We start from the raw sequence: 21,990 nt of genomic DNA, 5'->3' as shown, positions 1-21,990 counted from the left end.
ATGAGTATTGCACTTTACAACAAGACAAAAATTTTAGCCACAATTGGACCTGCTTCCAACAATATCGACATTCTAAGAAGTTTGGCAAATGCAGGGGCTAATGTGTTTAGATTAAATTTTTCGCATGGAAATCATGAAGGACATGCCGAAGTAATCCAAATGATCCGAAAAATCAACAAAGACAATGGTTGGAATATCGGAATCCTTCAAGATTTACAGGGTCCGAAAATCCGGGTTGGAGAAATGGAAGATGGTGGAGTTATGATCAAACCAGGTCAAAAAATCACCATTACAAATGAACCGGTTGTCGGAAATGCTGAATTAGTGAGTACAGTATATAAAAACCTTCCCAATGATGTTAAGTCTGGTGATAGGATTTTGATCGATGATGGAAATATTGAGTTGGCAGTAAATAATACTGATGGTAAAAATGTCAGATGCGTCGTGATTCATGGTGGAGTATTGAAGTCAAGAAAAGGTATCAATCTTCCCAATACGAAAGTTTCAGCACCATCTTTAACTGAAAAGGACCTGAAAGACCTTGAGTTTGGTTTAGAACAGGATGTAGATTGGATTGCTTTGTCGTTTGTGCGTACTGCCGATGATATCAAAGATCTCAGAGAAAGAATCAAAAAGTCAGGCAAAGACTGTAAAATTGTTGCCAAAATCGAAAAGCCTGAAGCACTTAAGAACATTGATGCCATCATAGAGGCGACAGATGCCATCATGGTGGCAAGAGGTGATTTAGGGGTTGAGGTTCCTATGGAAACCGTTCCGCTTTGGCAAAAGCAGATGGTGAATAAATGTAAATTGGCCTGTAAGCCTGTTATCATAGCAACCCAAATGCTGGAGAGTATGACCACTCATCCACGACCAACACGTGCTGAGACCAATGACGTCGCTACCGCAGTACTTGATGGCGCTGACGCGGTAATGTTATCTGCAGAAACTGCATCAGGCCAGTTCCCAGTTAATGCGGTAAAGGCGATGAGCAGCATTATCAATTATATTGAAAACAACCATGATGTTTTCCATCATTTGTATAAGATACCTGAAGATGATGCCAATTTCTACAGTAAAAACCTCACTTTGATGGCGGCAAGGCTTTCCAGAAATGTAAAAGCCAAAGCATTGGTAGGAATTACTTCTTCTGGTAATACTGCCTTGAGATTGGCTTCTTTCAGACCGCTGGCCAATTTGTTGTTGTTTACTAGAAACAGAAAATTAATGACCCAAATGAGTTTGGTTTGGGGGGTTAGGTCATACCATTATGAAAGTAATATCTCCACAGACGCTACCTTCATGGATATTCAGGATCAGTTGAAAAAAGACGGATTTGTAAAAGAAGGTGATATTATCATCAATACAGCAAGTATGCCTTTGAAAGCAAAAGGTCACACCAATATGCTGAAGATACACGTAGTGGAATAAGAGAAGAGTAAGAATATATTTAAAAAAGCTATCCAATTAAGATTGGATAGCTTTTTTTTTATTCCTCTGAAGGACCTTTTGGCTGAACCATCAATACCTTTTCTTTGTCGACCATTACAGACCCGGCAGCTGAACCCTTGACTTTTCTGACATATTTTACAGGTGTATAAATAATTGGTGCCAAACTTTCATTTTTGAGTTTGGAATAATAGGCGGCCAATTCTGCTGCCCTTTCTATCACGGTTTTGGGATAGGTGAGAGCTGACCGGTACTTGATGATAACATGTGAGCCGGAGACCCCTTTTGCATGTAACCATAAATCTTCTTTCCATGCAAAATATCTTAAAAGCTCATCATTGGCTTTGGCTGATTTCCCCACCAATAATTCGAAGCCTTCTACTTCAAATCTTTTGTACGGAATCTGCTGGTCTTTTTCTTTTTGTTTGGAGACCAGTTGTTTGGATTTTATGAAATCTTTAAGACTTCTAAAATCTTTTATTTCCTGAAGTTCCTGAATCCAACTTTCAGTCTGCTCGAGTAATTTATCCTTTTCATCCAGATTCTGATAAAGCTGGTCTAACTCCTTTTTCCTGTTTTTCGATTTCCTGTATAGGTTTTCGGCGTGTTTCTGAGGAGTAATTCCTTTTTTTAATTTGATGGATTCTTCCTTTTGAGTGTAAAAATTTAATAATTTCACTTCTTCAGCTCCGCTTGGAATTTGATGCAAATTGGCCATGATCACATCTGCAATCTGAGAAGGGGCTGCTTCTGTTTCAAGCGATTGTAGTTTTTGGCTGGTTTTCTGAATATAGGACAGCGTTCTTTTTTTCTGCTCTTCGAAAATCTTCAACCAATGGCTTTTTTCTTTTTCAAAGGCCTGAATGACAACTTTATATCTGAAAAGTTCATTACAGGCGGCAATTGGATCGTTAGTGTCAAAAATGGAGTGCTCAATTGGTAATAGCGTCAAGAAAAAATCATTGTTTTCTTTGAAGATAGCGTAATGAGGGCTTTCCAAAAGGTCTGAAACTTCTTGAATCAGTGACCATTTTTGTTGGAGATCTGATTCTAGGTACCCATTAGATTTTAGCCACTCTCTAGGTATTTTACCTAATGTGGGAAGAAATTTAGATGCATTTCCTTCTAGCTTCTTGAAATTCTCAAAACTTAGGTCCAAGCTTATCCCGATGTGATCGATATGCAGGTTTTTATCTTCCCTTAATTCATTTCTGAAGAGAAGGGTTGGGTATGGTTCTCCTGCAGGATAGTAGAGTACATTGCTCCGGGTACCATGCAGTTTGAACACTATGCAATCACCTGAATTCAATTGTATTTTGAAAGCTCTTTCAAAAGAGAAAGTTTGTACTTGAATGATGGTTTGACCTATTAGCTCCGGAAAAAGTGAAATGGTATTTCTTTTCCCGCGCTTGAATTCATTCGGAAATGAAAGGCAGGAAATCACCGGTAGCAGATTGGCCCTGATATATAACTGCTCGGATGCATCAGCACAGGCTATCACCAATTCATCTTTGTTTTGGGAGAAGCATTCAATAATCTGGAAGCCTTGCAATCGATAGGAAAGCTCAAGGCACAGAAATTTGAGAAAGTGGTAATTAAGATGCATCAGTCTATCTGTATCTTCAGGCCATCAAAAGCAAGACGGATATTTGGGGGAAGCTGAGACTCGATTTCATGGTGTGTACCTAGTTTATGGCTGGCATGAGTAAAATAGGCCCTTTCAGGCTTTATAATATTTACCAGTTCTATTGCCTCCTCTAAAGTCAAATGAGAAATATGGTGGTCTTTTTGTAATGCGTTTAATACCAGTACTTTGCTACCTTTTATTTTTTCAATTTCTTTTTGGTCAATGTACTTGGCATCTGTAATATAGGTGAAATCCTTCAGTCTAAAACCAAATACAGGAAGTCTGTAGTGAAGCACTTGTATCGGAATGATCGGAACATCTTCTGCAGTGAAAGGATCATTTGAAATTTCGTAAGGGATTACAGAAGGTACTCCAGGGTATTTGACTTCTTCGAAAATGTAAGAAAATTCTCTTTTGATCTGGGTTAAGACTTTTTTAGACCCATAAATAGGCATGTCCTTTTTTTGTGAAAAATTAAAAGGCCTAATGTCATCCAACCCTGCCGTATGGTCTTTATGTTCATGGGTGAAGATCACTGCATCCAATTTGGTAATTCTTTCACGAAGCATTTGGGTTCTGAAATCAGGACCGGTGTCGATCACTATACTTTTTCCTTCTACCTCAATATGTACGGCGCAACGAGTTCTCTTATCCCTAAAATCCAAAGAACTACATACAGGACAGTCGCAGCCGATTACGGGTACTCCCTGTGAGGTTCCTGTTCCTAGAAATGTTACTTTCAAAGTTTTAATTCTGTTTGCTGAAGTTCAGTTAATAAATCCTGGATTTTTTTATCTTCAAAATCCTGAGGATTAAATCCTATTTCTTTGATGATGTCAATAAGGGCATTTATTTTACCATCAAGGGTATAATATTTGTTAATAATGACAATCTTATTTTCTTTTAAAAGGCAATATCCAGATTTGAAATTTCCTTTTTCGTACCTCAAAATATACTCCGAAGCAGCGAAAATGTTTTCCAGCTTGTCTAAGAAGTTTTTGGTGTACTTAATACTCATTTTTTAAAAATTATTGGGACAGGTATTTTTTTACAGTGGCCAAAAGCAGGTCATAATCCAAAGGTTTCTGAACATAATCATTCAATCCTGACTTCTTAAAATCATCCAAGGTGTAATTTTTATAATTTCCTGTGATGGCCACAATTGGGATATTTGCTTTTTGAGGATCTTCGAGTCTTCTAATGGCCTTGGTACATTCTATACCATCCATTTCAGGCATATTGATATCCATCAATATCAGGTCAAAGTCCTCATTTGTAAGCTTTTCCAATACCTGTTTTCCATTTTTAACGGCCGTAATCTTATATTTTTCAAACATCAATACGTTTTTGGTCAAATTGATGATTACTGAGCTGTCTTCTGCTACTAGTACTTTTTTGGCTGACGTCATGGATTAAGGTATTCTGATGTTTGACAAGTAATTTTAAATCTATCTAATAAGCGCTTCAAAGATAAATATTCTTGCGGAGCATTTTCAAAGTTGCCTTTTTTTATGTTTTTTTCAAATCCTTGGGAAAAATTATAAAGGTCCATTGCTCCCAAAGTACCTGAATTTCCTTTTATAATATGTAATTTTTCTCCAATTTCTTTGAAATTTCCACTTTCAATCAATTGTTTGATTTCTGTGGTAAGCCTTTCTGTTTCAAGGATGAAATCTTCATAGACCTCCCGAATATTTTCTGGACTATTGTATTTTAGGAGTTTCTTAACCACTTCTTCATTGAGGGTTTGCTCCACCTGAAGCTGATCCGGAAAATTAGATGTTGAATTTTCAGTTTCTTTTTTTGAAGCTTGTGCCATCAGTTTCTGTATGGTTTCCAACATCAGTTTGGGTCTTATGGGTTTAGAGATAAAATCATCAAATCCTGCAGATAGAAAGAAATCCCTGTCCTCAGAGCTGGCAAATGCTGAAACAGCCACAATAGGGGAGTTGCTCAATCGTTCGTCTCTGATAGCTTTAAGGGTGTTGATACCATCCAATAAAGGCATTTGTACATCTAAAAGAATCAGGTCAAAATGTTCTTTTTTGATTTTCTCAAGAACCTCATAACCATTTTCTGCAATATCGATAATGTAGACCTGTCCAATGATGTTCTGGAAAACCCTTCTGTTCAAAGCATTATCATCTGCGATCAGGATCTTTTTGTTTTTCATCGGGTTTTATTGATAATTTTGTCAATTATAGCTAAAGTATTTGAAAAACATTTTGGGTCAAGGTAATAATAAATATTTGATTGTAGTAGTTGGGCCTACGGCAGTGGGGAAGACTTCCTTGTGTATTCATTTGGCAAAGTGCTTTGATACTGAAATCATTTCTGCCGACAGCAGACAGTTCTTTCGGGAAACTGAAATAGGTACGGCAAAACCAACCACAGAAGAACTCAAACAGGTTGTACACCATTTGATTGATCACAAGTCAATATTTGAACCATATGATGTAAAAGAATTCGAACAAGATGCTTTGAAGATCTTAAATGATCAGTTTTTGACCAGAGATGTGGTGGTTATGACCGGTGGCTCTGGAATGTATATAGATGCAGTTTGCAATGGAATGGATGAAATACCAGAAATTGATCCAAAAATAAGAGAGTCAGTGATTTTAGATTATCAGGAGAAGGGACTAGGGTATCTTCAACAAGAACTCATGCGCTTGGATCCGGTTTATTACCAAGAAGTTGATTTGATGAATCCCCAAAGATTGATGAGGGGTATAGAAGTATGTAAGGGTACTGGGAAGTCTTTTTCTTCCTTTAGAGTCAAGAAAATTACAAAAAGACCATTTGAGATTATCAAAATAGGGCTGGAAAGGGATAGGAAGGAATTGTACCAACGGATTGACCTAAGGATGGATCAAATGGTCAATGAGGGATTGTTTCAGGAAGCTGAAAACTTGTTCCCGTACAGGAATCTTAACGCTTTGCAAACTGTTGGGTATTCTGAAATATTTGGCTATCTAGAAGGAAAGTACGATAAGGATGAGGCGATACGTCTTTTGAAAAGAAATTCAAGAAGGTACGCGAAAAGGCAGTTGACATGGTTCAGGAGAGATCCGGAAATTCAATGGTTTCATCCCGAAAACCAAAATGAAATCATCGGATTCATAACTGAAAAAATGAAGAATAATTAATTTATGCGATTGTTTGGTGCCCCATTAATTTGGCCACAAAACTGTAAGGCTTCTTTCTGATTAATTTATTGTATTGGGAAATGACCAATTTCAAATTGGAATACGGAGACTTAATGTTGTTTTTGAATATATCTTTGTTTTCATCTGAAATCTTACTCCTTACTTGTTGATATTCTTTTTCAATCCCTGCTAGTACTGAAGAATCAATTCTTGGAGATAATGAGATAGCAGGATTGATTTTGGTCATTCCTGCTATCATGATTTCCTGGAGTTCGATTATTTGCTTTAGTTTAGTTTTTATCGCGTTATTGACTGCCATAATAAACAAAAATATGGCAGCAGACATTGTCAATATAATCGGTATAAATCCCATTTTATATACTCAATATTTCAATTAATCGTAAATGATCTTCTTTCAGTTGTTTTGTCTTGCCTATGCAGTCTTCGAATGGCGTGTAAAGAATATCACCATTAACCACTCCTGCCATACAGTTGGATTCTCCTTTCAACAATCCTTCTACAGCAGCCATACCACAACGAGAAGCCAATACCCGATCCCTTGCAGTAGGGTTTCCTCCTCTTTGAATATGTCCTAAAGTGGTAACCTTAAACTCTTTGTCCGGATCATTGACTTTTTCTTTCACTTTTTCCATGATAAAATCTGCACTTCCCTCATCATCTCCTTCTGCCACAACAATAATCGAAGAAGATTTGGTTTTTCTCAGGTTTTTAAGTGATTTGACAACAGTTTTTAAATCTGTTTTTGTTTCAGGAATCATTACAAACTCCGCTCCGCCACCGATGCCACATTCTAAGGCTATGTATCCAGAATCCCTTCCCATAACTTCCACGAAAAATATTCGGTCATGTGCAGCAGCCGTATCTCTTATTTTATCAATGGCTTCTAAGGCTGTATTGACAGCAGTATCAAATCCAATGGTATAATCAGTACCATAAATATCATTATCAATGGTGCCAGGACAACCAATTGTAGGAATTCCGTACTCTTCAAAAAAAACTTTAGCACCTTTAAATGTTCCGTCCCCGCCAATTGCTACGATGCCTTCTATGCCATGAAGTTTTAGTTGTTCATAGGCTTTTTTCCTCCCCTCCACTGTACGAAACTCTTCACTTCTTGCGGACTTCAATATGGTTCCGCCTCTTTGAATGATGTTACTGACGGAATGGGACTGCATTTTTTTGATATTGCCATTGATCATGCCATCATAACCATAGTTGATCCCATATACCTCGATGCCTTTAAAAATCGCTGTTCTGACTACGGCTCTTATACAGGCGTTCATTCCAGGAGCGTCACCTCCCGAAGTAAAAACTGCTATTTTTCTCATAGATTAATAGGTTTAATTGCTGACAAAAATACTGATAAATAGATGCAATTGTTCGTTATCAAAAAAATCTTTTGAAGAAGTTGCACAAATTGCATTAAAAAATTGGAGATAAAAACAAAGTAGAAAAGCTCAGGCTGCAGTCCATAACAATTATGAGGGTTTGTTTTAGGAATTTATCTGCAGCCTGTAATGGATTAAACTGCGGCAACTTTTTCTCCCATTAACACCACACTGTCTACCACAACTTCGGTGATATATTTTTTGGCTCCATCTTTATCAGTATAGCTTCTACTGGATAATTTTCCATCAACCGCTACTTCAGAGCCTTTGTCTGTGTATTTCTCTAAAGTTTCTGCTGATTTTCCCCATGCGACTACATAATGCCAGGTAGTTTCTTCTACATTTTCGCCTTTTTGATTTTTGTAAAAGTCTTTGGTGGCTACGCTTACTGTTGCTTTTACCTTGCCATCATCAAATCGTTTTACTTCAGGTTTTGCACCTAACCTTCCGATCAATTGTACTCTGTTTCTAATACTGCTCATAACTTAAAAGAATAATTGGTTAAAGAATAATTTCATTTTGCTGTCTATCCAAAAAAGTCAGCAGAACAAATTTCAAAAAGATAATTTGAAAGCCCCTCATAATAATCGGATATATCCGATTATAAACGGATAGTACCCCTGTCAAATTGACCTGATGTTTTTACATTCATATAAAATAAGTATTCCTTTTCATCAGATTTGAGTAGATTAAACACCATATTAACAAAAGGTATTCCTATGAAAAAAATCAATCTACTCATTATTTTGGCGCTTTTATTTTCCTCTTCCCTTTGGGCGCAGGATAAATCTGATGCAAAGCCAATACCGGAAGCGGAGGTGTTCACTTCTACTCAAAATGTTAGAATCAATGGTGTGAACCATGCCCTCAAGACTAGGGCGGGAACTTTTCTGCTCAGAGATGAAAGTAATGAGCCTATCGCATTACACGGTTTTACTGCTTATTTTAAAGAAGATGGGCCATCCAAGCGTCCGATAATTTTTGCATTTAACGGAGGGCCTGGCTCCTCCTCCTATTGGTTGCACATGGGTGTGATGGGCCCAAAAAGGATTGTGGTCAATGATCCGGGCTACACCAAAGCTGCGCCTTATGAATTGGTCAATAATGATTATGCTATTTTGGATATTGCTGATGTGGTGATGATGGATCCTGTAGGCACAGGACTTAGTGTGCCTGTTGGCAAAGCTGAAGGAAAGGATTTTTGGGGAGTGGATCAGGACATCCGGGCAATCAGTCTGTTCATCATGCAGTTTCTGAAGGAATATGACCGTTTGCAGTCTCCAAAATATATCCTTGGAGAAAGTTATGGCACCATGAGAAATGCCGGTGTGATGAATTATTTGTTGGATAAGGGAATTGCCCTAAATGGGGTGGTGATGGTATCTGCTGTCTTTGATATCAGGTCTTTGGCTTTCCCTGTTCAGGAAAGCACTTCTTACTTGGTTCATTTCCCGACTTATGCAACAACTGCCTGGTACCATGATAAGTTAAAAAACAAGAATCCTAGCCTGGAAGCATTTGTAGATGAAGTCAGGAAATTTACCGAGGAAGAGTATATGCCTGCTCTTTTCAAAGGAGGGAGACTTTCCGAAACTGATAAAGCTGCAATTGCCTCCAAACTTGAGCAATATTCAGGAGTTTCGAAAGCATATTGGTTAAGGGCCAATCTCAGGGTAAGGGCACAGGAGTTTTTCAATGAACTGCTTAGGGAAGAAGGAATGACAGTGGGTAGGCTGGATTCAAGGTTTACTGGGATAAATCCGCTGACCCAAAATCAATACGCCATTACTGATCCTCAGAGTGATGCCATTTCACCTGCATACACCGCAGGATTTTTGGATTATTTCCACAGGGACCTTGGTGTGAGCAAAAAACTAAATTACAGAACTTCAGCCTATTCAGCACCCGGCTTTAAATGGGACTGGTCTCATAAGGGAAATGAAGGTTGGGGTAGTATGATTTCTATCAATACCGCCATCGATATGGCGGATGCCATGAACAAGGATCCTAATGTCAAAGTGTTGATTATGAATGGTTACTATGACTTAGCGACTGTTTTCTATGGGGTAGAACATACCATTGATCAAATGAACCTAAGGCCGGAGATCAGGAAAAACATCATCATGACTTATTATGAAGCAGGCCATATGATGTACACTCATATGCCTTCGCTGATTAAGTTCAAAAAGGATTTGGCTGATTTTATTCAGGACACACATTGATGTTTTTCTAATTAGAATTAAATAGCTTAAAGAGAAAAAAGGGTAAGTTAATTTCTTACCCTTTTGTTTTTCAATCAATTAGTTTGAATGGTTGTGCTTGTTTTAAGGGGTTTATCCTTAAATTATAACATGAAATTCAAAAACCAAGTCATCTGGATCACAGGAGCCTCTTCAGGAATAGGCTTACATCTGGCAAAAGCTTTTGCTCATGAAGGTGCCAAAGTAGCAGTCAGTGCTAGAAGAACAGATCTCCTTGATAAGCTTGTAGAAGAAATCAAACATGAAGGAGGAAATGCACAAGCTTTTTTCTGCGATGTGATGGAAGAGCAGTCCATAGAAAAGTGTATGCATGATATTGTTCAAGCTTTCGGTAAACTGGATGTCTGTGTAGCCAATGCTGGTGGAGGAGTAGTTGGAAAGATAGAAAAGCTTACTGCAGGAGAATGGGACAGGCAGTTACGGTTGAATGTTACCGGACTTGCCCTTACTGCCAAGTATGCGCTCCCAGAACTCCGAAAGACCAAAGGCAGACTGGCATTGATAGGAAGTATAGCAGCTTTTGTTCCCAATCCTAAGCTAGGTGCTTATGGCGCCAGTAAAGCTGCTGTACAGAATATCGGAGAGACTTTACAATCGGAGCTGTTGGGTTCGGGGGTCAGTTGTACCACAATTCACCCTGGATTTGTAGCTAGCAATATTACCCGAGTTGATAATCAGGGCAATTTTCATCCTGATGCACCGGATCCCAGGCCTATCAACTTGATGTGGCCCACAGACAAAGCAGCTATAGCCATGGTCAAAGCAATTCTCAAGCGAAAAAAGATGGTAGTCATCACAGGCCATGGAAAGGTGATGTATGCAATTTCACGCTTGATTCCACGTGTTTTAAGAAAAATGATGGCGAAGATGAATGGGTAGGGGATTGGACTTCTTTTACATTGAAATCAATTGTAATTTTAAATTTCAATTATACTTCCATGAACGTATTAGCTAAGTTAATTTTTGTACTTTGTTTTTGCTTTTCCATTAGCCTGAAAGCTCAGTCCGATAAAACCATCCTCATCACCTACCATTCCGAGTCAGGGAAAACAAAAGCCATGGCAGAATCGATTGCCAATGGCATACATCAGGTAGAAGGTGTGGAATTTATTCTAAAACCAATTCGAAAAGTCAAGGAAAAGGAAATCCTGAATGCTTCGGCCATTATCGTGGGATCTCCCGTTTATAATGCCAATATAGCCCCCGAAGTGCAGGAATTCATCAATTCCTGGCCATTTGAAGGAAGACCTTTAAAGAATAAAATCGGGGCGGTTTTTGTTACCGGTGGAGGCTTCTCCATAGGCGAGGAAGCTGTGATGTTCAGTATGATTAGGGCCATGATGATACATGGTATGGTCATCGTAGGAGGAGATGAACTGGAAGCATCTTTTGGCGCTTCAGCGATTACTGGTGAAGGGGATTTTGCAGGTAAAGAAGTTCAAGAGATATTTTTGAAAAAAGCAGAAGGATTGGGAAAAAGAGTTGCAAGGTTGGTGCTCAGATTCAAGTGAAAACTTCTCCTTTGAGTATGAAATAAAGCTTTCTAAATCAAATAATGTAACTTTTGCGACATATTGTGTCTTATTGAGGTTTGTTTTATTAACATGTTTGTGTTATTTAAAATAACTTTTTTATATTAGCCTTATAATTATTAAGGCTATGAAAGATTTGAATAAAATAAGTGTCGAACAAAAAGAACTACCGTCAGGAAATGTTCAGGTGAAGTTTTTTATCGAGGATGAAGTCAGACCCATGTATGGTTACCTTTTGACCAATGAGCCTAAACCAGTAGGAGAAATTATTTTGGAAATTCAAGAAAGAATGCTTCAAAGAAGAATGTCAATGTCGGGAATCAATCCGTTTTCTTTGAAGAACCCTGTCAAGGAAGATCATAATTTCTACCTTTATTCTGCCTAAATAACAATTCTATGTTCCTTGCCAAAAATCTCCGCTATTTCAGAAATCAATTGCAGATGACCCAGTCAGAACTCGCTGAAAAACTGGGATTGCAAAGAACCATGATTTCTGCATATGAAGATGGAAGGTCTGAGCCCAAACTTTCCTCATTGAGTATCATGTCTTCACTTTTTAATATTAGCATTGATGAATTGCTATACAGGGACATTCAAGAGCAGGGTAGAAAAATAACCGGTCAAAAGGATATAAAAGTATTGACGATCGCAGTAGATCAGGAGGATAATGAGCGGATTACCATGGTAGGACAAAAAGCCTCAGCGGGGTACCTTAATGGGTTTTCTGATCCGGAATATGTAGAATCCTTGCCACAATTCCATCTTCCAAATTTGTCCAGGCATACCACATATAGGGCTTTTGAGCTTAGCGGAGACAGTATGCTGCCTTTGGTACCTGGCACGATTATCATCGGATCCTATGTCGAGCAGCTAAGTGATATCAAAAGTGGTAGAACTTACGTGTTGGTCACCGTGACAGAAGGGGTGGTGTATAAAAGGGTATTTAACTATCTGGAAGAAAACGGTAAACTTTTTTTGGTTTCGGATAACGAGCAGTATAAACCTTATGAAATCAAAGGGGAAGATGTGCTGGAGATCTGGGAGGCTAAAGCTTTTATCAGCACAGATTTCCCGAATCCAAAAGATAAATCCAGGCCCGCGAGCCTGGAAGATATCTCTCAGATGATTCTGGATCTGAAATCAGAAATTATGAGGCTGAAATCCTAATCTTATAAGACAATTACTGCTCAATTGCTGATTTAAGAATCCAATCCATCGCTTATTAAGAGTTTTTTATACCAATTAATTTTTGATTTCACCTTTCTCAGCTTTTTCAATCAGGTCTTCATTGGCCGAGATCAGGATTTCTACTCTTCTGTTTTTGGCTCTACCTTCATCCGTATCGTTTGTAGCTACAGGTTTGTCGAAAGAATGGCCAAGAGTGGTCATTCTACCGTCATCTACTCCTTGCATTTTCAAATAATTCTTAACGGACATTGCTCTTCTTTCCGATAGCGTTTGGTTGTACTGATGGGTTCCTCTGCTATCAGTATGTCCTTCAATCATAATATTTGTATCAGGATATTCATTTAGAATTTCCGCAAATTTCATGATGTTTTCCTGGGAAGCAGGAGTAAGAGAGAAAGAATCAAAACCAAACAAGATTCCTGATTCAAAGGTTACTTTGATGGCTTCTCCGACTCTTTCAATTTCCGCATCCTTGATTTCTTCCTCCATCTTCTTGGCCTGCTTATCCATATAGATACCGATAGCAGTGCCTGCAGCACCTCCGACTACAGCGCCTATTACAGCACCTCTTCCGGCATTTCCGCTTTTATTACCGATCACACCACCTATGGCGGCACCTGAACCTGCACCGATTACAGCGCCTTTTTGGGTATTGTTCCAGGAAGAACAACTTACCAAGAATGTAACCCCAATGATTTGAGCAAGAATACTTAAAAACAGTTTTGATTTTTTCATAGTATGTTAAAATTAGGTTGATTCATTATCATCCCCATATTTGGATAGATTCAATACAATAATCCAATTTCATGCCAATTCGGTCCAAATAATTCGGTTTTCTTTTTTTTTGAACGGTATACCGCTCATCTAGAAGTCAATAAAAAAATCAGTCATCGTGTGTCTTGGCAGAATCTGCAATTAGTTGATTGATTTCCATCAATTCTTTATGAGTTAGGTCTCTCCATTTCCCGATAGCTAGGTCTAATGGAATATTCATAATGCGGATTCTTTTCAGCTTGGTCACTTCATATCCCAAATATTCACACATTCGTCTGATCTGACGGTTGAGTCCTTGGGTGAGGATAATTTTAAATTTGTATTTCCCTAACGGAGTTACTTTGCACTTATTGGTAACTGTGCCCAAAATGGGAATCCCATTGCTCATTTTTCGTATGAAATCAGAAGTGATTATTTTGTCGACTGTGACAATGTATTCCTTTTCGTGGTTATTTCTTGCCCTCAGAATCTTATTGACAATGTCTCCATCACTGGTCAAAAGAATCAATCCTTCACTGGGCTTGTCTAAGCGGCCAATTGGAAAAATTCGTTTGGGGTGGTTGATATAATCAATGATATTATCTTTTTCTGATTTTGTGTCAGTGGTACATACAATACCAATGGGTTTGTTAAAAGCAATGTATACATGCTCTTCTTTTGGTTCTGAAATCAGTTTTCCATTGACCCTGATTTCATCCCCGGGTTGGATTTTTGTACCCATTTCAGGGATTTTCCCATTGATAGTCACTTTGCCTTCCTCTATCAATTTATCCGCGGCTCTTCTGGAGCAAAAACCCACTTCGCTCAAATATTTGTTGATTCTTGTTCCCTGAGATTCACTCATATTTTAAGTTGCTCAATTTTGGATCAAAGATACAATTGATTTTTTGGAGAAGGATAAAAATATGTAGCTACCTGATTTTCATCATATTTTTTATGGATATAAGCAGTTAACTTGTTTATTCTTCAACAAAGAAACTTGATAAAAGCGTCATGGGGAAATTCACGATATCCTTTCGAAAAATCAGCAATAAAGATGTGTCCTCAGTAGGTGGTAAAAATGCATCCTTGGGTGAAATGATTCAAGTCCTAGGACCTCTAGGGATACAAGTTCCTGATGGATTTGCAACCACAGCTGAGGCCTTCAGGGTTTTTCTATCTGAAAACAATCTAGTCAAAGCTTTGGCAGATATACTCGATAAGTTAGATAAAGTACACCTTTCTAATTTACATGAAATGGGAGAAGCATGTAGAAACTTGCTTCGAAATGGAGTTTTGCCTGAATTGTTAAAGTCTGATATCGTGGAATCGTATAGATTATTAGCTGCCAATCAGCCCATTTCGGTAGCCGTAAGGAGTTCTGCTACCGCGGAAGATTTACCAACTGCCAGCTTTGCTGGTCAGCATGACAGTTTTTTGAATATCATCGGAGAAGATAATTTGCTAAAGGCAGTTCATCGGTGTTTTGTTTCTCTTTTTAATGACAGAGCAATTAAATATCGCCTTGATAATGGTTTTGATCATATGCAGGTCGCACTTTCAGCAGGTGTTCAAAGAATGGTCCGGTCCGACAAGGGTAGTGCAGGTGTGATTTTTACCATTGACCCGGAAACTGGATTTGAAAAAGTCATTTACATCACCTCTGCTTGGGGATTGGGTGAGAATATCGTACAAGGAGCCGTTAATCCAGATGAATTTTATGCTTTCAAACCTTCTATTGAAAAAGGGTTTACTAGTATTATTTTCAAAAAGATGGGTGAGAAAGAGAATAAAATGATTTACGATGAAGAAGGGGAAAAGCCACTGAAAAATGTGAAAACTACTCATTCAGAGCGAAGTACATTCTCTTTGGAACAGGAGGATCTTGAAAAACTTGCAGAATGGAGCCTAAAAATTGAACAACATTACGGCATGCCAATGGATATTGAATGGGCAAAAGATGGTTTGAGCGGAGAACTGTTTATCGTGCAAGCAAGGCCTGAAACTGTTCACGGGCAGCTTGAAGGAATAAAAGTCAAAGAATATAACCTAAAGTCCAAAGCAATAGCAATAACCAAGGGTAAAGCAGTGGGTAGTAAAATTGCCAGTGGAAGGGTTTGCGTAGTCAAATCATTGGCAGATGCAGTAAAAGTACAGGAAGGAGATATCATTGTGGCGGATATCACCAACCCCGACTGGAACTCCATGTTGAGAAAAGCCATCAGTATAGTTACCAACAAAGGGGGACGAACCAGTCATGCTTCCATTGTAGCTAGAGAACTGGGAATTCATGCAGTTGTCGGGACTGGCGATGCTACAGAAAAACTCAAAGATGGTCAGGTCATTACAGTTTCTTGTATAGAAGGGGATGAAGGCAAGATTTACGATGGTCAGTTGGAATGGGAGGAAAGGGTAATCGATATGAAATCAATTCCACCCACTAAAACGAAGCCCATGTTCATCTTAGCTGATCCTTTCAAAGCTTTTAGATTATCCTTTTATCCAAACCAAGGAGTAGGCTTACTCAGGATGGAATTTATCATCAGCAATACCATCAGGATACATCCAATGGCTTTGGTCAATTTTAAACAACTTCCTGATAACAATGACAAAAAAGCCATTCAGGCCATAACCCAACATTATCCAGATAAGAAAAAATATTTTGTAGATCAATTGTCTCAAAATATAGCCATGGTGGCAGCTGCTTTTTATCCAAAAGACGTCATTGTACGGATGAGTGATTTTAAATCCAATGAATATGCCCAATTGATCGGAGGTAAGGCTTTTGAGCCGGATGAAGAAAACCCAATGTTGGGTTTTAGGGGAGCATCACGCTATTATAATGAACGCTACAAAGAAGGTTTTGGACTGGAATGTGAAGCCATGCGCAAACTAAGAGATGAAATGGGTTTCACTAATGTAAAACTAATGATCCCTTTCTGCAGGACAGTGGAAGAAGGCCAAAAAGTATTGGATACCATGAAACAATTTGGATTGGAAAGGGGCAAAAATGGGCTTGAAGTATATGTGATGGCTGAAATTCCGAGCAATGTGATTCAGGCCAGGGAGTTTGCAGAAATCTTTGATGGTTTTTCAATTGGATCAAATGACCTCACTCAATTGACATTAGGGATTGATAGGGATTCAGCAATTATTTCTGACCTCTTTGATGAAAATAATATCTCTGTAAAAAGTATGTTGGCCACAGTGATCAAAACAGCAAAAGAATCAGGAGTGAAAATCGGGCTCTGTGGTCAAGCTCCAAGTGATTTCCCAGCCTTTGCCCAGTTCCTTGTGGAGCAGGGTATTGATAGTATTTCCTTTAATCCAGACGCCTTATTGAAAGGTATTGAAAACATTGCGTTGGCTGAATCAAAAGCTAAATGATTTGGAAACCTAAAACATGGAAAAAATGAGAAAGCCGAATTTAGCTGAATATAACACCTTTTATAAGGTTTTTGATTGGAAAAAAGAGCAATCAGGACTTACTGGTCTTCCGGGAGGCAAAGGAATTAACATCGCTTATGAAGCTGTTGATAGACACACTGAGGGTCAATTGAAAGATTCTCTGGCTATCAGGTTTATCAGAAAAGATGATCAAAGAGAGGATTACAGTTATGGTATGTTGAAAGACCTGACTGCAAAATTTGCGAATATTCTAAGGAAACTTGGTTTGGAAGAAGGAGAGAGAGTCTTTTCCTTATTGGGAAGAGTTCCGGAGTTGTATATTGTTGCTCTTGGATCTTTAAAGTATAAAGCGGTCTTTTGTCCGCTGTTTTCTGTTTTTGGACCAGAACCTATACTTCAAAGATTAAGCAGGGGCGACGCCAGGATACTTGTGACCAATGCTCAGTTTTATATCCATAAAATAAAAGGTCTTTTGGACCAGTTGCCCTCTTTGAAATATGTACTCATCACTGATGCTACTGAGGATTTTGATGATGTTGCGCTTTCCTTTCCCAAATGGATGGAAAGGGTTTCCAAAGATTTTGAAATTAGGCCGACTAATCTGGAAGACCCTGCATTACTCCATTTTACCAGTGGAACTACTGGGATGCCGAAAGGAGCTCTACATGTTCATCAGGCAGTTTTGACACATTTCACTACGGGTAAGTATGTGTTGGATTTTCAAAAAGGGGATGTTTTTTGGTGTACTGCAGACCCAGGTTGGGTTACAGGAACTTCTTATGGTATTATTTCCCCATTGGTCAATGGGGTAAGCAGTATCATTGATGAAAATGAATTTGATGGGATGAGGTGGTATGAGATCCTGGAAAAGGAAAAAGTCAATGTATGGTATACAGCGCCAACAGCTATTCGAAGGTTGATGAGAATGGATTTGGTTCCGAAGGAAAGATATGATCTTTCCCATTTGAGACTTGTTCTGAGTGTGGGAGAGCCTTTACATGCAGGAGCAGTCGTATGGGGAGAAAATGCTTTTGGGGTGCCAGTGCTGGATAACTGGTGGCAAACTGAAACCGGAGGGATCATGATCGCTAATTACCGCTCTATGAAGGTAAAACCAGGTTCAATGGGTAAACCTCTTCCAGGAGTTGTCGCTGCCATAGCAAACATTAAAGAAGAGGATATTATCATCCAGGATCAACCCGACATACAGGGACATTTGGTCTTGAAAAAAGACTTTCCTTCAATATTCAGGGCTTATCTCCATGAAGAAGAACGATATAAAAAATGCTTTAAGGGAGATTGGTATGTTACTGGTGATCTCGCTAAAAAAGATAAAGATGGATACTTCTGGTTTGTGGGAAGGGCGGATGATATCATCAAAACCTCAGGTCATATGGTCGGTCCATTTGAAGTGGAAAGTACTTTGATGAAACACCCGGCTGTCGCAGAGGCGGCAGTAATAGGTAAGCCTGAAGCTTCTATTGGAGAATTGGTGAAAGCTTTTGTGGTGTTAAAAGAAGGATACGAAGCCAACGAAGACATGGAATTGGATTTGATCGGATTTGCCAGAAAGACTATGGGTCCGGCTGTGGCACCAAAGGAAATAGAATTTGTGGATAGTCTTCCAAAAACCAAGAGTGGAAAAATTCTCCGGAGACTACTGAAAGCAAGGGAACTTGGTTTGCCTGAAGGGGATCTGTCAACATTGGAAAAAAACCAATAAGTCATGAAAACAAAAGCCATAAAAGAATACAAAATGACGGCGGAAGAAGGGAAACACCTTCTTCATCAAATGATTTTGATCAGGCGGTTTGAAGAAAAAGCAGCCGAGGAATATACCAAATCCAAAATCAGGGGATTTCTTCATCTTTATGTAGGAGAAGAAGCGGTTGCAGTAGGGGTGATGCATCATCTGCATCCTGAAGACTATGTTCTAAGTACCTACCGTGAACATGGACATGCTTTGGCAAGGGGAATGAACCCTGAGGTGATCATGGCAGAGATGTTTGGTAAGGTGGAAGGATGCAGTAAAGGAAGAGGAGGCTCTATGCACCTTTTTGATACTTCTTTGAATTTCTTTGGAGGTAATGCGATTGTGGGAGGACATCTGCCTTTGGCAGTTGGGATGGCTTTAGGGGCCAAAAAGCAGAAAAAGGGAAATGTAACTTGTTGCTTTTTTGGTGAAGGTGCAGCAGCTGAGGGGGAGTTTCATGAATCTTTGAATTTGGCAGCACTATGGGAAACGCCTACGCTTTTTGTTTGCGAAAATAACCTATATGCTATGGGTACTGCCATCCGCTATACCCATTCCATGCAACAACTGGAGAAAAAAGGTGAAGCTTATGGAATTCAATCCTCTGCGGTAGATGGCATGGATCTTTTAGCAGTTTTAGAAGCTACCCAAAATGCAGTGGAATATATCAAGAAAACCGGGAAGCCATATTTCTTGGTTTGCAATACTTATAGATTCAGAGCACATTCCATGTTTGATGCAGAACTCTACAGGGATAAAAAGGAAGTGGAGGAATGGAAAAATGAAGACCCGATTCCAAAATTTAAATCCCATTTATTTGAAAAAAGGCTGATTACTCAAAATGAAATTGAAGACTTGGAGCAGGCCATTGAAGAGATGGTGGAGAAGTCTATTGTATTTGCGGAAGAAGGGACATGGGAAGATGTCAATGATTTACACAAGTATGTTTACACTGAACCTAAAGCATTATGAGCAATACAGTCAAATTAACATACAGGGAAGCTTTGAAATCTGCTATACGGGAAGCCCTTCAGAAGGATGAACGCGTATTCCTAATGGGGGAAGATGTCGGCCATTATGGTGGTGCCTTTGCAGTCAGCAAAGGATTGTTGGAGGAATTCGGACCTGAAAGGATCATGGATGTTCCACTTTCAGAATCTGGTTTTACTGGAGCAGGAATTGGAGCGGCTTTAGTAGGAATGAAGCCGATTGTGGAAGTGATGACCGTAAATTTCAGCCTGCTGGCTATGGACCAGATTTTTAACAATGCAGCTACGCTTTTACATATGTCAGGAGGCCAGGTTAATGTACCTGTTGTGATCAGAATGGGCTGTGGGATTGGTAGACAACTGGCAGCGCAACATTCGCATAGTTGGGAGCCATTTTATGCCCATGTCCCGGGGTTGATTGTTCTTTCGGTAGGGACACATGAAGATGCCAGGGGTATGTTGTTGTCAGCGCTAAAAAGTCCAGATCCAGTGATCATCTTTGAGTATACTTCCATGTTAAATCTTGAAAAGGAAATTCAGGAGTATGCAGAAGAGGTTGATATCCAAAAATCAAAAGTATTGAGAGCTGGCAAAGATATCAGTGTCATTACTTATGGCACAGGAGTCTATAAATGTTTGGAAGCCGCTGAACATCTATTCCAAGAAAATATAGATGTAGAAGTAATAGACCTAAGGGTCTTAAGGCCTTTGGATGATGAGGGATTTTTAACATCCATCAGTAAAACCCACCGGGCTTTGGTGGTAGAAGATGCTTGGAAATCTGTCAGCATATCTTCAGAGGTTGTCACCAGGATAATGGAGAAAGCCTTCTTCGAATTGGATGGTCCTGTTGAGAGACTTTGCGGTAAAGAAGTACCAATACCTTATCCAAAACACCTGGAAGATGCCTCAGTACCGCAGGTTTGGGACATTGTTGAGAAAATTAAAAGAATGATAAAGCCATGATAAAGTTTTTGATGCCCAGCTTGGGTGCTGACATGGAGGATGGCACTTTGGTAGAATGGAGAAAGCAACCTGGAGATATTCTTCAGAGAGGGGATATAATCGCTGATGTTGATACGCAAAAGGGTTTGATTGAGATAGAGGTTTTTGATGAAGGCATATTGGAAAAGCAAGTGGTAAAGGAAGGAGAAAAAGTGCCCGTGGGAACTGTTTTAGCTTTGATCAAACCGCTTGGTGATTCATCCAAATCCCCTTTACCTGAAGCATTTAAGTCCAGTGAGCCGGTTTTTGCTTCATCAGATGTTATTCAAGAAAATAAACCCGAATTACGTGAAGAAAAAACCACCAAGGAGCAGAGGATAAAGATTTCCCCATTGGCCAGGAAAATGGCTGAGGAAAACCATTTGGATATTTCTATGATCAAAGGGACAGGACCGGAGGGGGCAATCGTAAAAGTAGATATTGAAAATGCTATTTTGAATCAAGGTAAAGAAAAAGTAGAAAAAGCCGAAACAGCCAAAATGGAAGTGGTTGAGGAAAAGCTTCAAATTGAAGAGAAGGAGGAGTTGGAAAAGATATCTTCTCCTTCTTCGGAGGGAATTAGACTTGCTGTAGCCGCAGCAATGAGCAAGTCTAATAGAGAAATCCCACATTACTACCTTGAAAAGAGGATAAATTTATCCAGATCAATGCAGTGGCTAAAAGAAACCAACAAAGACAGGTCAGTTGCCCAAAGACTTCTCCCTGTGTCTCTGTTCATTAAGGCTACAGCCAAAGCATTAGATGATGTGCCCGACTTAAATGCTACCTGGGAAAATGGCCTGCAAAGAAAAAATGAGATCAATGTTGGGCTTGTTGTATCCCTGAGAACAGGTGGAATTATGGTTCCCTCAATACCGTCAGCTGACTCCAAAAGTATCGATGAGATTATGGAGGCTGTAAATGATATCATACCAAGAGCAAGAGCGTTCAAATTGAGAAGCTCTGAAATAAGCCAGTCTACATTTACCATCACCAGCCTTGGGGATGGAGGAGCTGAAAAGGTTTTTGGTCTTATTTATCCTCCTCAGGTGGGTATTGTAGGTTTTGGGGAGATCAGCGATCAACCTTTTGCCGAGAACGGTATGCTGGGTATTCATCCTGTAGTAGATGTTACCTTGGCCGCAGATCACCGAGCTACAGATGGATTAGTAGGTAGCAAATTTTTGGCTGCTTTAAATCGGTATTTACAAAACCCTGAAAGTTTATGAGTGAAGAAGAAATCAAGAAGACAGTTTTTCAATTATTGAAAAGAATAGCTCCGGAAACAGACCCATCTTTACTGATGCAGGAAGAAAATATCAGAGAGGCGCTGAATATCGACTCTTTTGATGCATTACAGTTTATCGTGGCAATCAGTGAAAAATTAAAGGTGGATATTCCTGAGGAAGATTACGGGAAAACCACTAACTTAAAGTCATTGATTGGATACCTTTTGAAAAAAATTAAACAGTAAAATCTTAAACCCCCTAT

At 39.2% G+C, this 21,990-nt stretch carries 23 protein-coding genes; 13 read left to right on the top strand and 10 right to left on the bottom strand.

Annotation, left to right across the window (positions count from 1 at the left end):
- Nucleotides 1-1,431, top strand: a complete 1,431-nt coding sequence (gene pyk / locus ACFFIP_RS03925) for a pyruvate kinase (RefSeq protein ID WP_382386259.1) — start codon at nt 1-3, stop codon at nt 1,429-1,431.
- A 58-nt stretch (nt 1,432-1,489) separates the two neighbouring features.
- Here pyk and ACFFIP_RS03920 read toward each other — a convergent pair whose 3' ends face one another.
- The 5 genes from ACFFIP_RS03920 to ACFFIP_RS03900 are packed head-to-tail and all read right to left on the bottom strand — an operon-like array spanning nt 1,490 to nt 5,249.
- Entirely contained in the window at nt 1,490-3,055 is a 1,566-nt protein-coding gene (locus ACFFIP_RS03920; RefSeq protein WP_382386258.1) for an NFACT RNA binding domain-containing protein, read from the bottom strand.
- Complete coding sequence (locus tag ACFFIP_RS03915; RefSeq protein ID WP_382386257.1) at nt 3,055-3,819, bottom strand: MBL fold metallo-hydrolase; 765 nt, start codon at nt 3,817-3,819, stop codon at nt 3,055-3,057. Before ACFFIP_RS03915 ends, ACFFIP_RS03920 begins: the two co-directional genes overlap by 1 nt.
- On the bottom strand, nt 3,816-4,094 hold the full coding sequence (locus ACFFIP_RS03910; protein WP_382386256.1) for a hypothetical protein: 279 nt from the start codon (nt 4,092-4,094) through the stop codon (nt 3,816-3,818). Before ACFFIP_RS03910 ends, ACFFIP_RS03915 begins: the two co-directional genes overlap by 4 nt.
- A gap of 10 nt (nt 4,095-4,104) precedes the next feature.
- Nucleotides 4,105-4,485, bottom strand: coding sequence for a response regulator (locus ACFFIP_RS03905; protein WP_382386255.1), 381 nt, complete (start codon nt 4,483-4,485; stop codon nt 4,105-4,107).
- Nucleotides 4,482-5,249: an Hpt domain-containing response regulator gene (locus ACFFIP_RS03900; protein ID WP_382386254.1), complete on the bottom strand. Its 768-nt coding sequence runs from the start codon at nt 5,247-5,249 to the stop codon at nt 4,482-4,484. The genes ACFFIP_RS03905 and ACFFIP_RS03900 overlap by 4 nt, the downstream gene beginning before the upstream one ends.
- 40 nt (nt 5,250-5,289) lie before the next feature.
- Between ACFFIP_RS03900 and miaA the strand changes: the two genes are divergently transcribed.
- A complete protein-coding gene (miaA, locus tag ACFFIP_RS03895) occupies nt 5,290-6,222 on the top strand; it encodes a tRNA (adenosine(37)-N6)-dimethylallyltransferase MiaA (RefSeq protein WP_382386253.1) in 933 nt (310 codons plus the stop codon).
- A 1-nt stretch (nt 6,223) separates the two neighbouring features.
- On the opposite strand, the gene ACFFIP_RS03890 is transcribed toward miaA, so the two are convergent.
- The 3 genes from ACFFIP_RS03890 to ACFFIP_RS03880 all read right to left on the bottom strand — a co-directional run bounded on the left by ACFFIP_RS03890 (nt 6,224) and on the right by ACFFIP_RS03880 (nt 8,113).
- Nucleotides 6,224-6,541: a hypothetical protein gene (locus ACFFIP_RS03890; protein WP_382386252.1), complete on the bottom strand. Its 318-nt coding sequence runs from the start codon at nt 6,539-6,541 to the stop codon at nt 6,224-6,226.
- Nucleotides 6,542-6,596: 55 nt separating this feature from the next.
- A complete protein-coding gene (gene pfkA / locus ACFFIP_RS03885; RefSeq protein ID WP_382386251.1) occupies nt 6,597-7,571 on the bottom strand; it encodes a 6-phosphofructokinase in 975 nt (324 codons plus the stop codon).
- 194 nt (nt 7,572-7,765) lie between these two features.
- Nucleotides 7,766-8,113: a single-stranded DNA-binding protein gene (locus ACFFIP_RS03880; RefSeq protein ID WP_382386250.1), complete on the bottom strand. Its 348-nt coding sequence runs from the start codon at nt 8,111-8,113 to the stop codon at nt 7,766-7,768.
- A gap of 237 nt (nt 8,114-8,350) precedes the next feature.
- On the opposite strand from ACFFIP_RS03880, the gene ACFFIP_RS03875 reads away from it, so the two are divergent.
- The 5 genes from ACFFIP_RS03875 to ACFFIP_RS03855 all read left to right on the top strand — a co-directional run bounded on the left by ACFFIP_RS03875 (nt 8,351) and on the right by ACFFIP_RS03855 (nt 12,591).
- Nucleotides 8,351-9,853, top strand: a complete 1,503-nt coding sequence (locus ACFFIP_RS03875; RefSeq protein ID WP_382386249.1) for a S10 family peptidase — start codon at nt 8,351-8,353, stop codon at nt 9,851-9,853.
- A gap of 129 nt (nt 9,854-9,982) precedes the next feature.
- On the top strand, nt 9,983-10,771 hold the full coding sequence (locus ACFFIP_RS03870; protein ID WP_382386248.1) for an SDR family NAD(P)-dependent oxidoreductase: 789 nt from the start codon (nt 9,983-9,985) through the stop codon (nt 10,769-10,771).
- Nucleotides 10,772-10,830: 59 nt separating this feature from the next.
- Complete coding sequence (locus ACFFIP_RS03865) at nt 10,831-11,403, top strand: flavodoxin family protein (RefSeq protein WP_382386247.1); 573 nt, start codon at nt 10,831-10,833, stop codon at nt 11,401-11,403.
- Between the two features lie 148 nt (nt 11,404-11,551).
- Complete coding sequence (locus ACFFIP_RS03860; protein WP_382386246.1) at nt 11,552-11,809, top strand: hypothetical protein; 258 nt, start codon at nt 11,552-11,554, stop codon at nt 11,807-11,809.
- A gap of 11 nt (nt 11,810-11,820) precedes the next feature.
- Entirely contained in the window at nt 11,821-12,591 is a 771-nt protein-coding gene (locus ACFFIP_RS03855; protein ID WP_382386245.1) for a helix-turn-helix domain-containing protein, read from the top strand.
- 75 nt (nt 12,592-12,666) lie between these two features.
- Here the strand turns inward: ACFFIP_RS03855 and ACFFIP_RS03850 are convergent, their stop codons facing one another.
- A complete protein-coding gene (locus ACFFIP_RS03850) occupies nt 12,667-13,347 on the bottom strand; it encodes a YiaD family glycine zipper/OmpA-like lipoprotein (RefSeq protein WP_382386244.1) in 681 nt (226 codons plus the stop codon).
- Between the two features lie 148 nt (nt 13,348-13,495).
- A complete protein-coding gene (gene rluF / locus ACFFIP_RS03845; RefSeq protein ID WP_382386243.1) occupies nt 13,496-14,230 on the bottom strand; it encodes a 23S rRNA pseudouridine(2604) synthase RluF in 735 nt (244 codons plus the stop codon).
- A gap of 149 nt (nt 14,231-14,379) precedes the next feature.
- Here rluF and ppsA point away from each other — a divergent pair, with 149 nt between their 5' ends.
- From ppsA to ACFFIP_RS03815, 6 genes are read left to right on the top strand one after another with little or no spacing between them, the layout of a single operon-like run.
- On the top strand, nt 14,380-16,752 hold the full coding sequence (ppsA, locus tag ACFFIP_RS03840) for a phosphoenolpyruvate synthase (RefSeq protein ID WP_382386242.1): 2,373 nt from the start codon (nt 14,380-14,382) through the stop codon (nt 16,750-16,752).
- A gap of 25 nt (nt 16,753-16,777) precedes the next feature.
- Nucleotides 16,778-18,496: an acetate--CoA ligase gene (acsA, locus tag ACFFIP_RS03835; protein WP_382386241.1), complete on the top strand. Its 1,719-nt coding sequence runs from the start codon at nt 16,778-16,780 to the stop codon at nt 18,494-18,496.
- Between the two features lie 3 nt (nt 18,497-18,499).
- Complete coding sequence (gene pdhA / locus ACFFIP_RS03830; RefSeq protein ID WP_382386240.1) at nt 18,500-19,498, top strand: pyruvate dehydrogenase (acetyl-transferring) E1 component subunit alpha; 999 nt, start codon at nt 18,500-18,502, stop codon at nt 19,496-19,498.
- On the top strand, nt 19,495-20,481 hold the full coding sequence (locus tag ACFFIP_RS03825; protein WP_382386239.1) for an alpha-ketoacid dehydrogenase subunit beta: 987 nt from the start codon (nt 19,495-19,497) through the stop codon (nt 20,479-20,481). The genes pdhA and ACFFIP_RS03825 overlap by 4 nt, the downstream gene beginning before the upstream one ends.
- On the top strand, nt 20,478-21,728 hold the full coding sequence (locus ACFFIP_RS03820) for a dihydrolipoamide acetyltransferase family protein (RefSeq protein WP_382386238.1): 1,251 nt from the start codon (nt 20,478-20,480) through the stop codon (nt 21,726-21,728). Before ACFFIP_RS03825 ends, ACFFIP_RS03820 begins: the two co-directional genes overlap by 4 nt.
- A complete protein-coding gene (locus ACFFIP_RS03815) occupies nt 21,725-21,973 on the top strand; it encodes an acyl carrier protein (protein WP_382386237.1) in 249 nt (82 codons plus the stop codon). Before ACFFIP_RS03820 ends, ACFFIP_RS03815 begins: the two co-directional genes overlap by 4 nt.
- The last annotated feature ends 17 nt before the right edge of the window (nt 21,974-21,990 follow it).

Origin of the sequence: Fontibacter flavus (genome assembly GCF_042432905.1) — a bacterium.
Classification (GTDB): domain Bacteria; phylum Bacteroidota; class Bacteroidia; order Cytophagales; family Cyclobacteriaceae; genus Fontibacter; species Fontibacter flavus.
This window is presented reverse-complemented; position numbering and strand designations above follow the sequence as displayed.

Excerpts from the sequence above, each read along its gene's own strand:
- pyk (WP_382386259.1), top strand. The coding sequence starts at position 1 with ATGAGTATTGCACTTTACAACAAGACAAAAATTTTAGCCACAATTGGA.
- ACFFIP_RS03920 (WP_382386258.1), bottom strand. The coding sequence starts at position 3,055 with ATGCATCTTAATTACCACTTTCTCAAATTTCTGTGCCTTGAGCTTTCC.
- ACFFIP_RS03910 (WP_382386256.1), bottom strand. The coding sequence starts at position 4,094 with ATGAGTATTAAGTACACCAAAAACTTCTTAGACAAGCTGGAAAACATT.
- ACFFIP_RS03905 (WP_382386255.1), bottom strand. The coding sequence starts at position 4,485 with ATGACGTCAGCCAAAAAAGTACTAGTAGCAGAAGACAGCTCAGTAATC.
- ACFFIP_RS03900 (WP_382386254.1), bottom strand. The coding sequence starts at position 5,249 with ATGAAAAACAAAAAGATCCTGATCGCAGATGATAATGCTTTGAACAGA.
- ACFFIP_RS03890 (WP_382386252.1), bottom strand. The coding sequence starts at position 6,541 with ATGGCAGTCAATAACGCGATAAAAACTAAACTAAAGCAAATAATCGAA.
- pfkA (WP_382386251.1), bottom strand. The coding sequence starts at position 7,571 with ATGAGAAAAATAGCAGTTTTTACTTCGGGAGGTGACGCTCCTGGAATG.
- ACFFIP_RS03880 (WP_382386250.1), bottom strand. The coding sequence starts at position 8,113 with ATGAGCAGTATTAGAAACAGAGTACAATTGATCGGAAGGTTAGGTGCA.
- ACFFIP_RS03875 (WP_382386249.1), top strand. The coding sequence starts at position 8,351 with ATGAAAAAAATCAATCTACTCATTATTTTGGCGCTTTTATTTTCCTCT.
- ACFFIP_RS03870 (WP_382386248.1), top strand. The coding sequence starts at position 9,983 with ATGAAATTCAAAAACCAAGTCATCTGGATCACAGGAGCCTCTTCAGGA.
- ACFFIP_RS03865 (WP_382386247.1), top strand. The coding sequence starts at position 10,831 with ATGAACGTATTAGCTAAGTTAATTTTTGTACTTTGTTTTTGCTTTTCC.
- ACFFIP_RS03860 (WP_382386246.1), top strand. The coding sequence starts at position 11,552 with ATGAAAGATTTGAATAAAATAAGTGTCGAACAAAAAGAACTACCGTCA.
- ACFFIP_RS03855 (WP_382386245.1), top strand. The coding sequence starts at position 11,821 with ATGTTCCTTGCCAAAAATCTCCGCTATTTCAGAAATCAATTGCAGATG.
- ACFFIP_RS03850 (WP_382386244.1), bottom strand. The coding sequence starts at position 13,347 with ATGAAAAAATCAAAACTGTTTTTAAGTATTCTTGCTCAAATCATTGGG.
- rluF (WP_382386243.1), bottom strand. The coding sequence starts at position 14,230 with ATGAGTGAATCTCAGGGAACAAGAATCAACAAATATTTGAGCGAAGTG.
- ppsA (WP_382386242.1), top strand. The coding sequence starts at position 14,380 with ATGGGGAAATTCACGATATCCTTTCGAAAAATCAGCAATAAAGATGTG.
- acsA (WP_382386241.1), top strand. The coding sequence starts at position 16,778 with ATGAGAAAGCCGAATTTAGCTGAATATAACACCTTTTATAAGGTTTTT.
- pdhA (WP_382386240.1), top strand. The coding sequence starts at position 18,500 with ATGAAAACAAAAGCCATAAAAGAATACAAAATGACGGCGGAAGAAGGG.
- ACFFIP_RS03825 (WP_382386239.1), top strand. The coding sequence starts at position 19,495 with ATGAGCAATACAGTCAAATTAACATACAGGGAAGCTTTGAAATCTGCT.
- ACFFIP_RS03820 (WP_382386238.1), top strand. The coding sequence starts at position 20,478 with ATGATAAAGTTTTTGATGCCCAGCTTGGGTGCTGACATGGAGGATGGC.
- ACFFIP_RS03815 (WP_382386237.1), top strand. The coding sequence starts at position 21,725 with ATGAGTGAAGAAGAAATCAAGAAGACAGTTTTTCAATTATTGAAAAGA.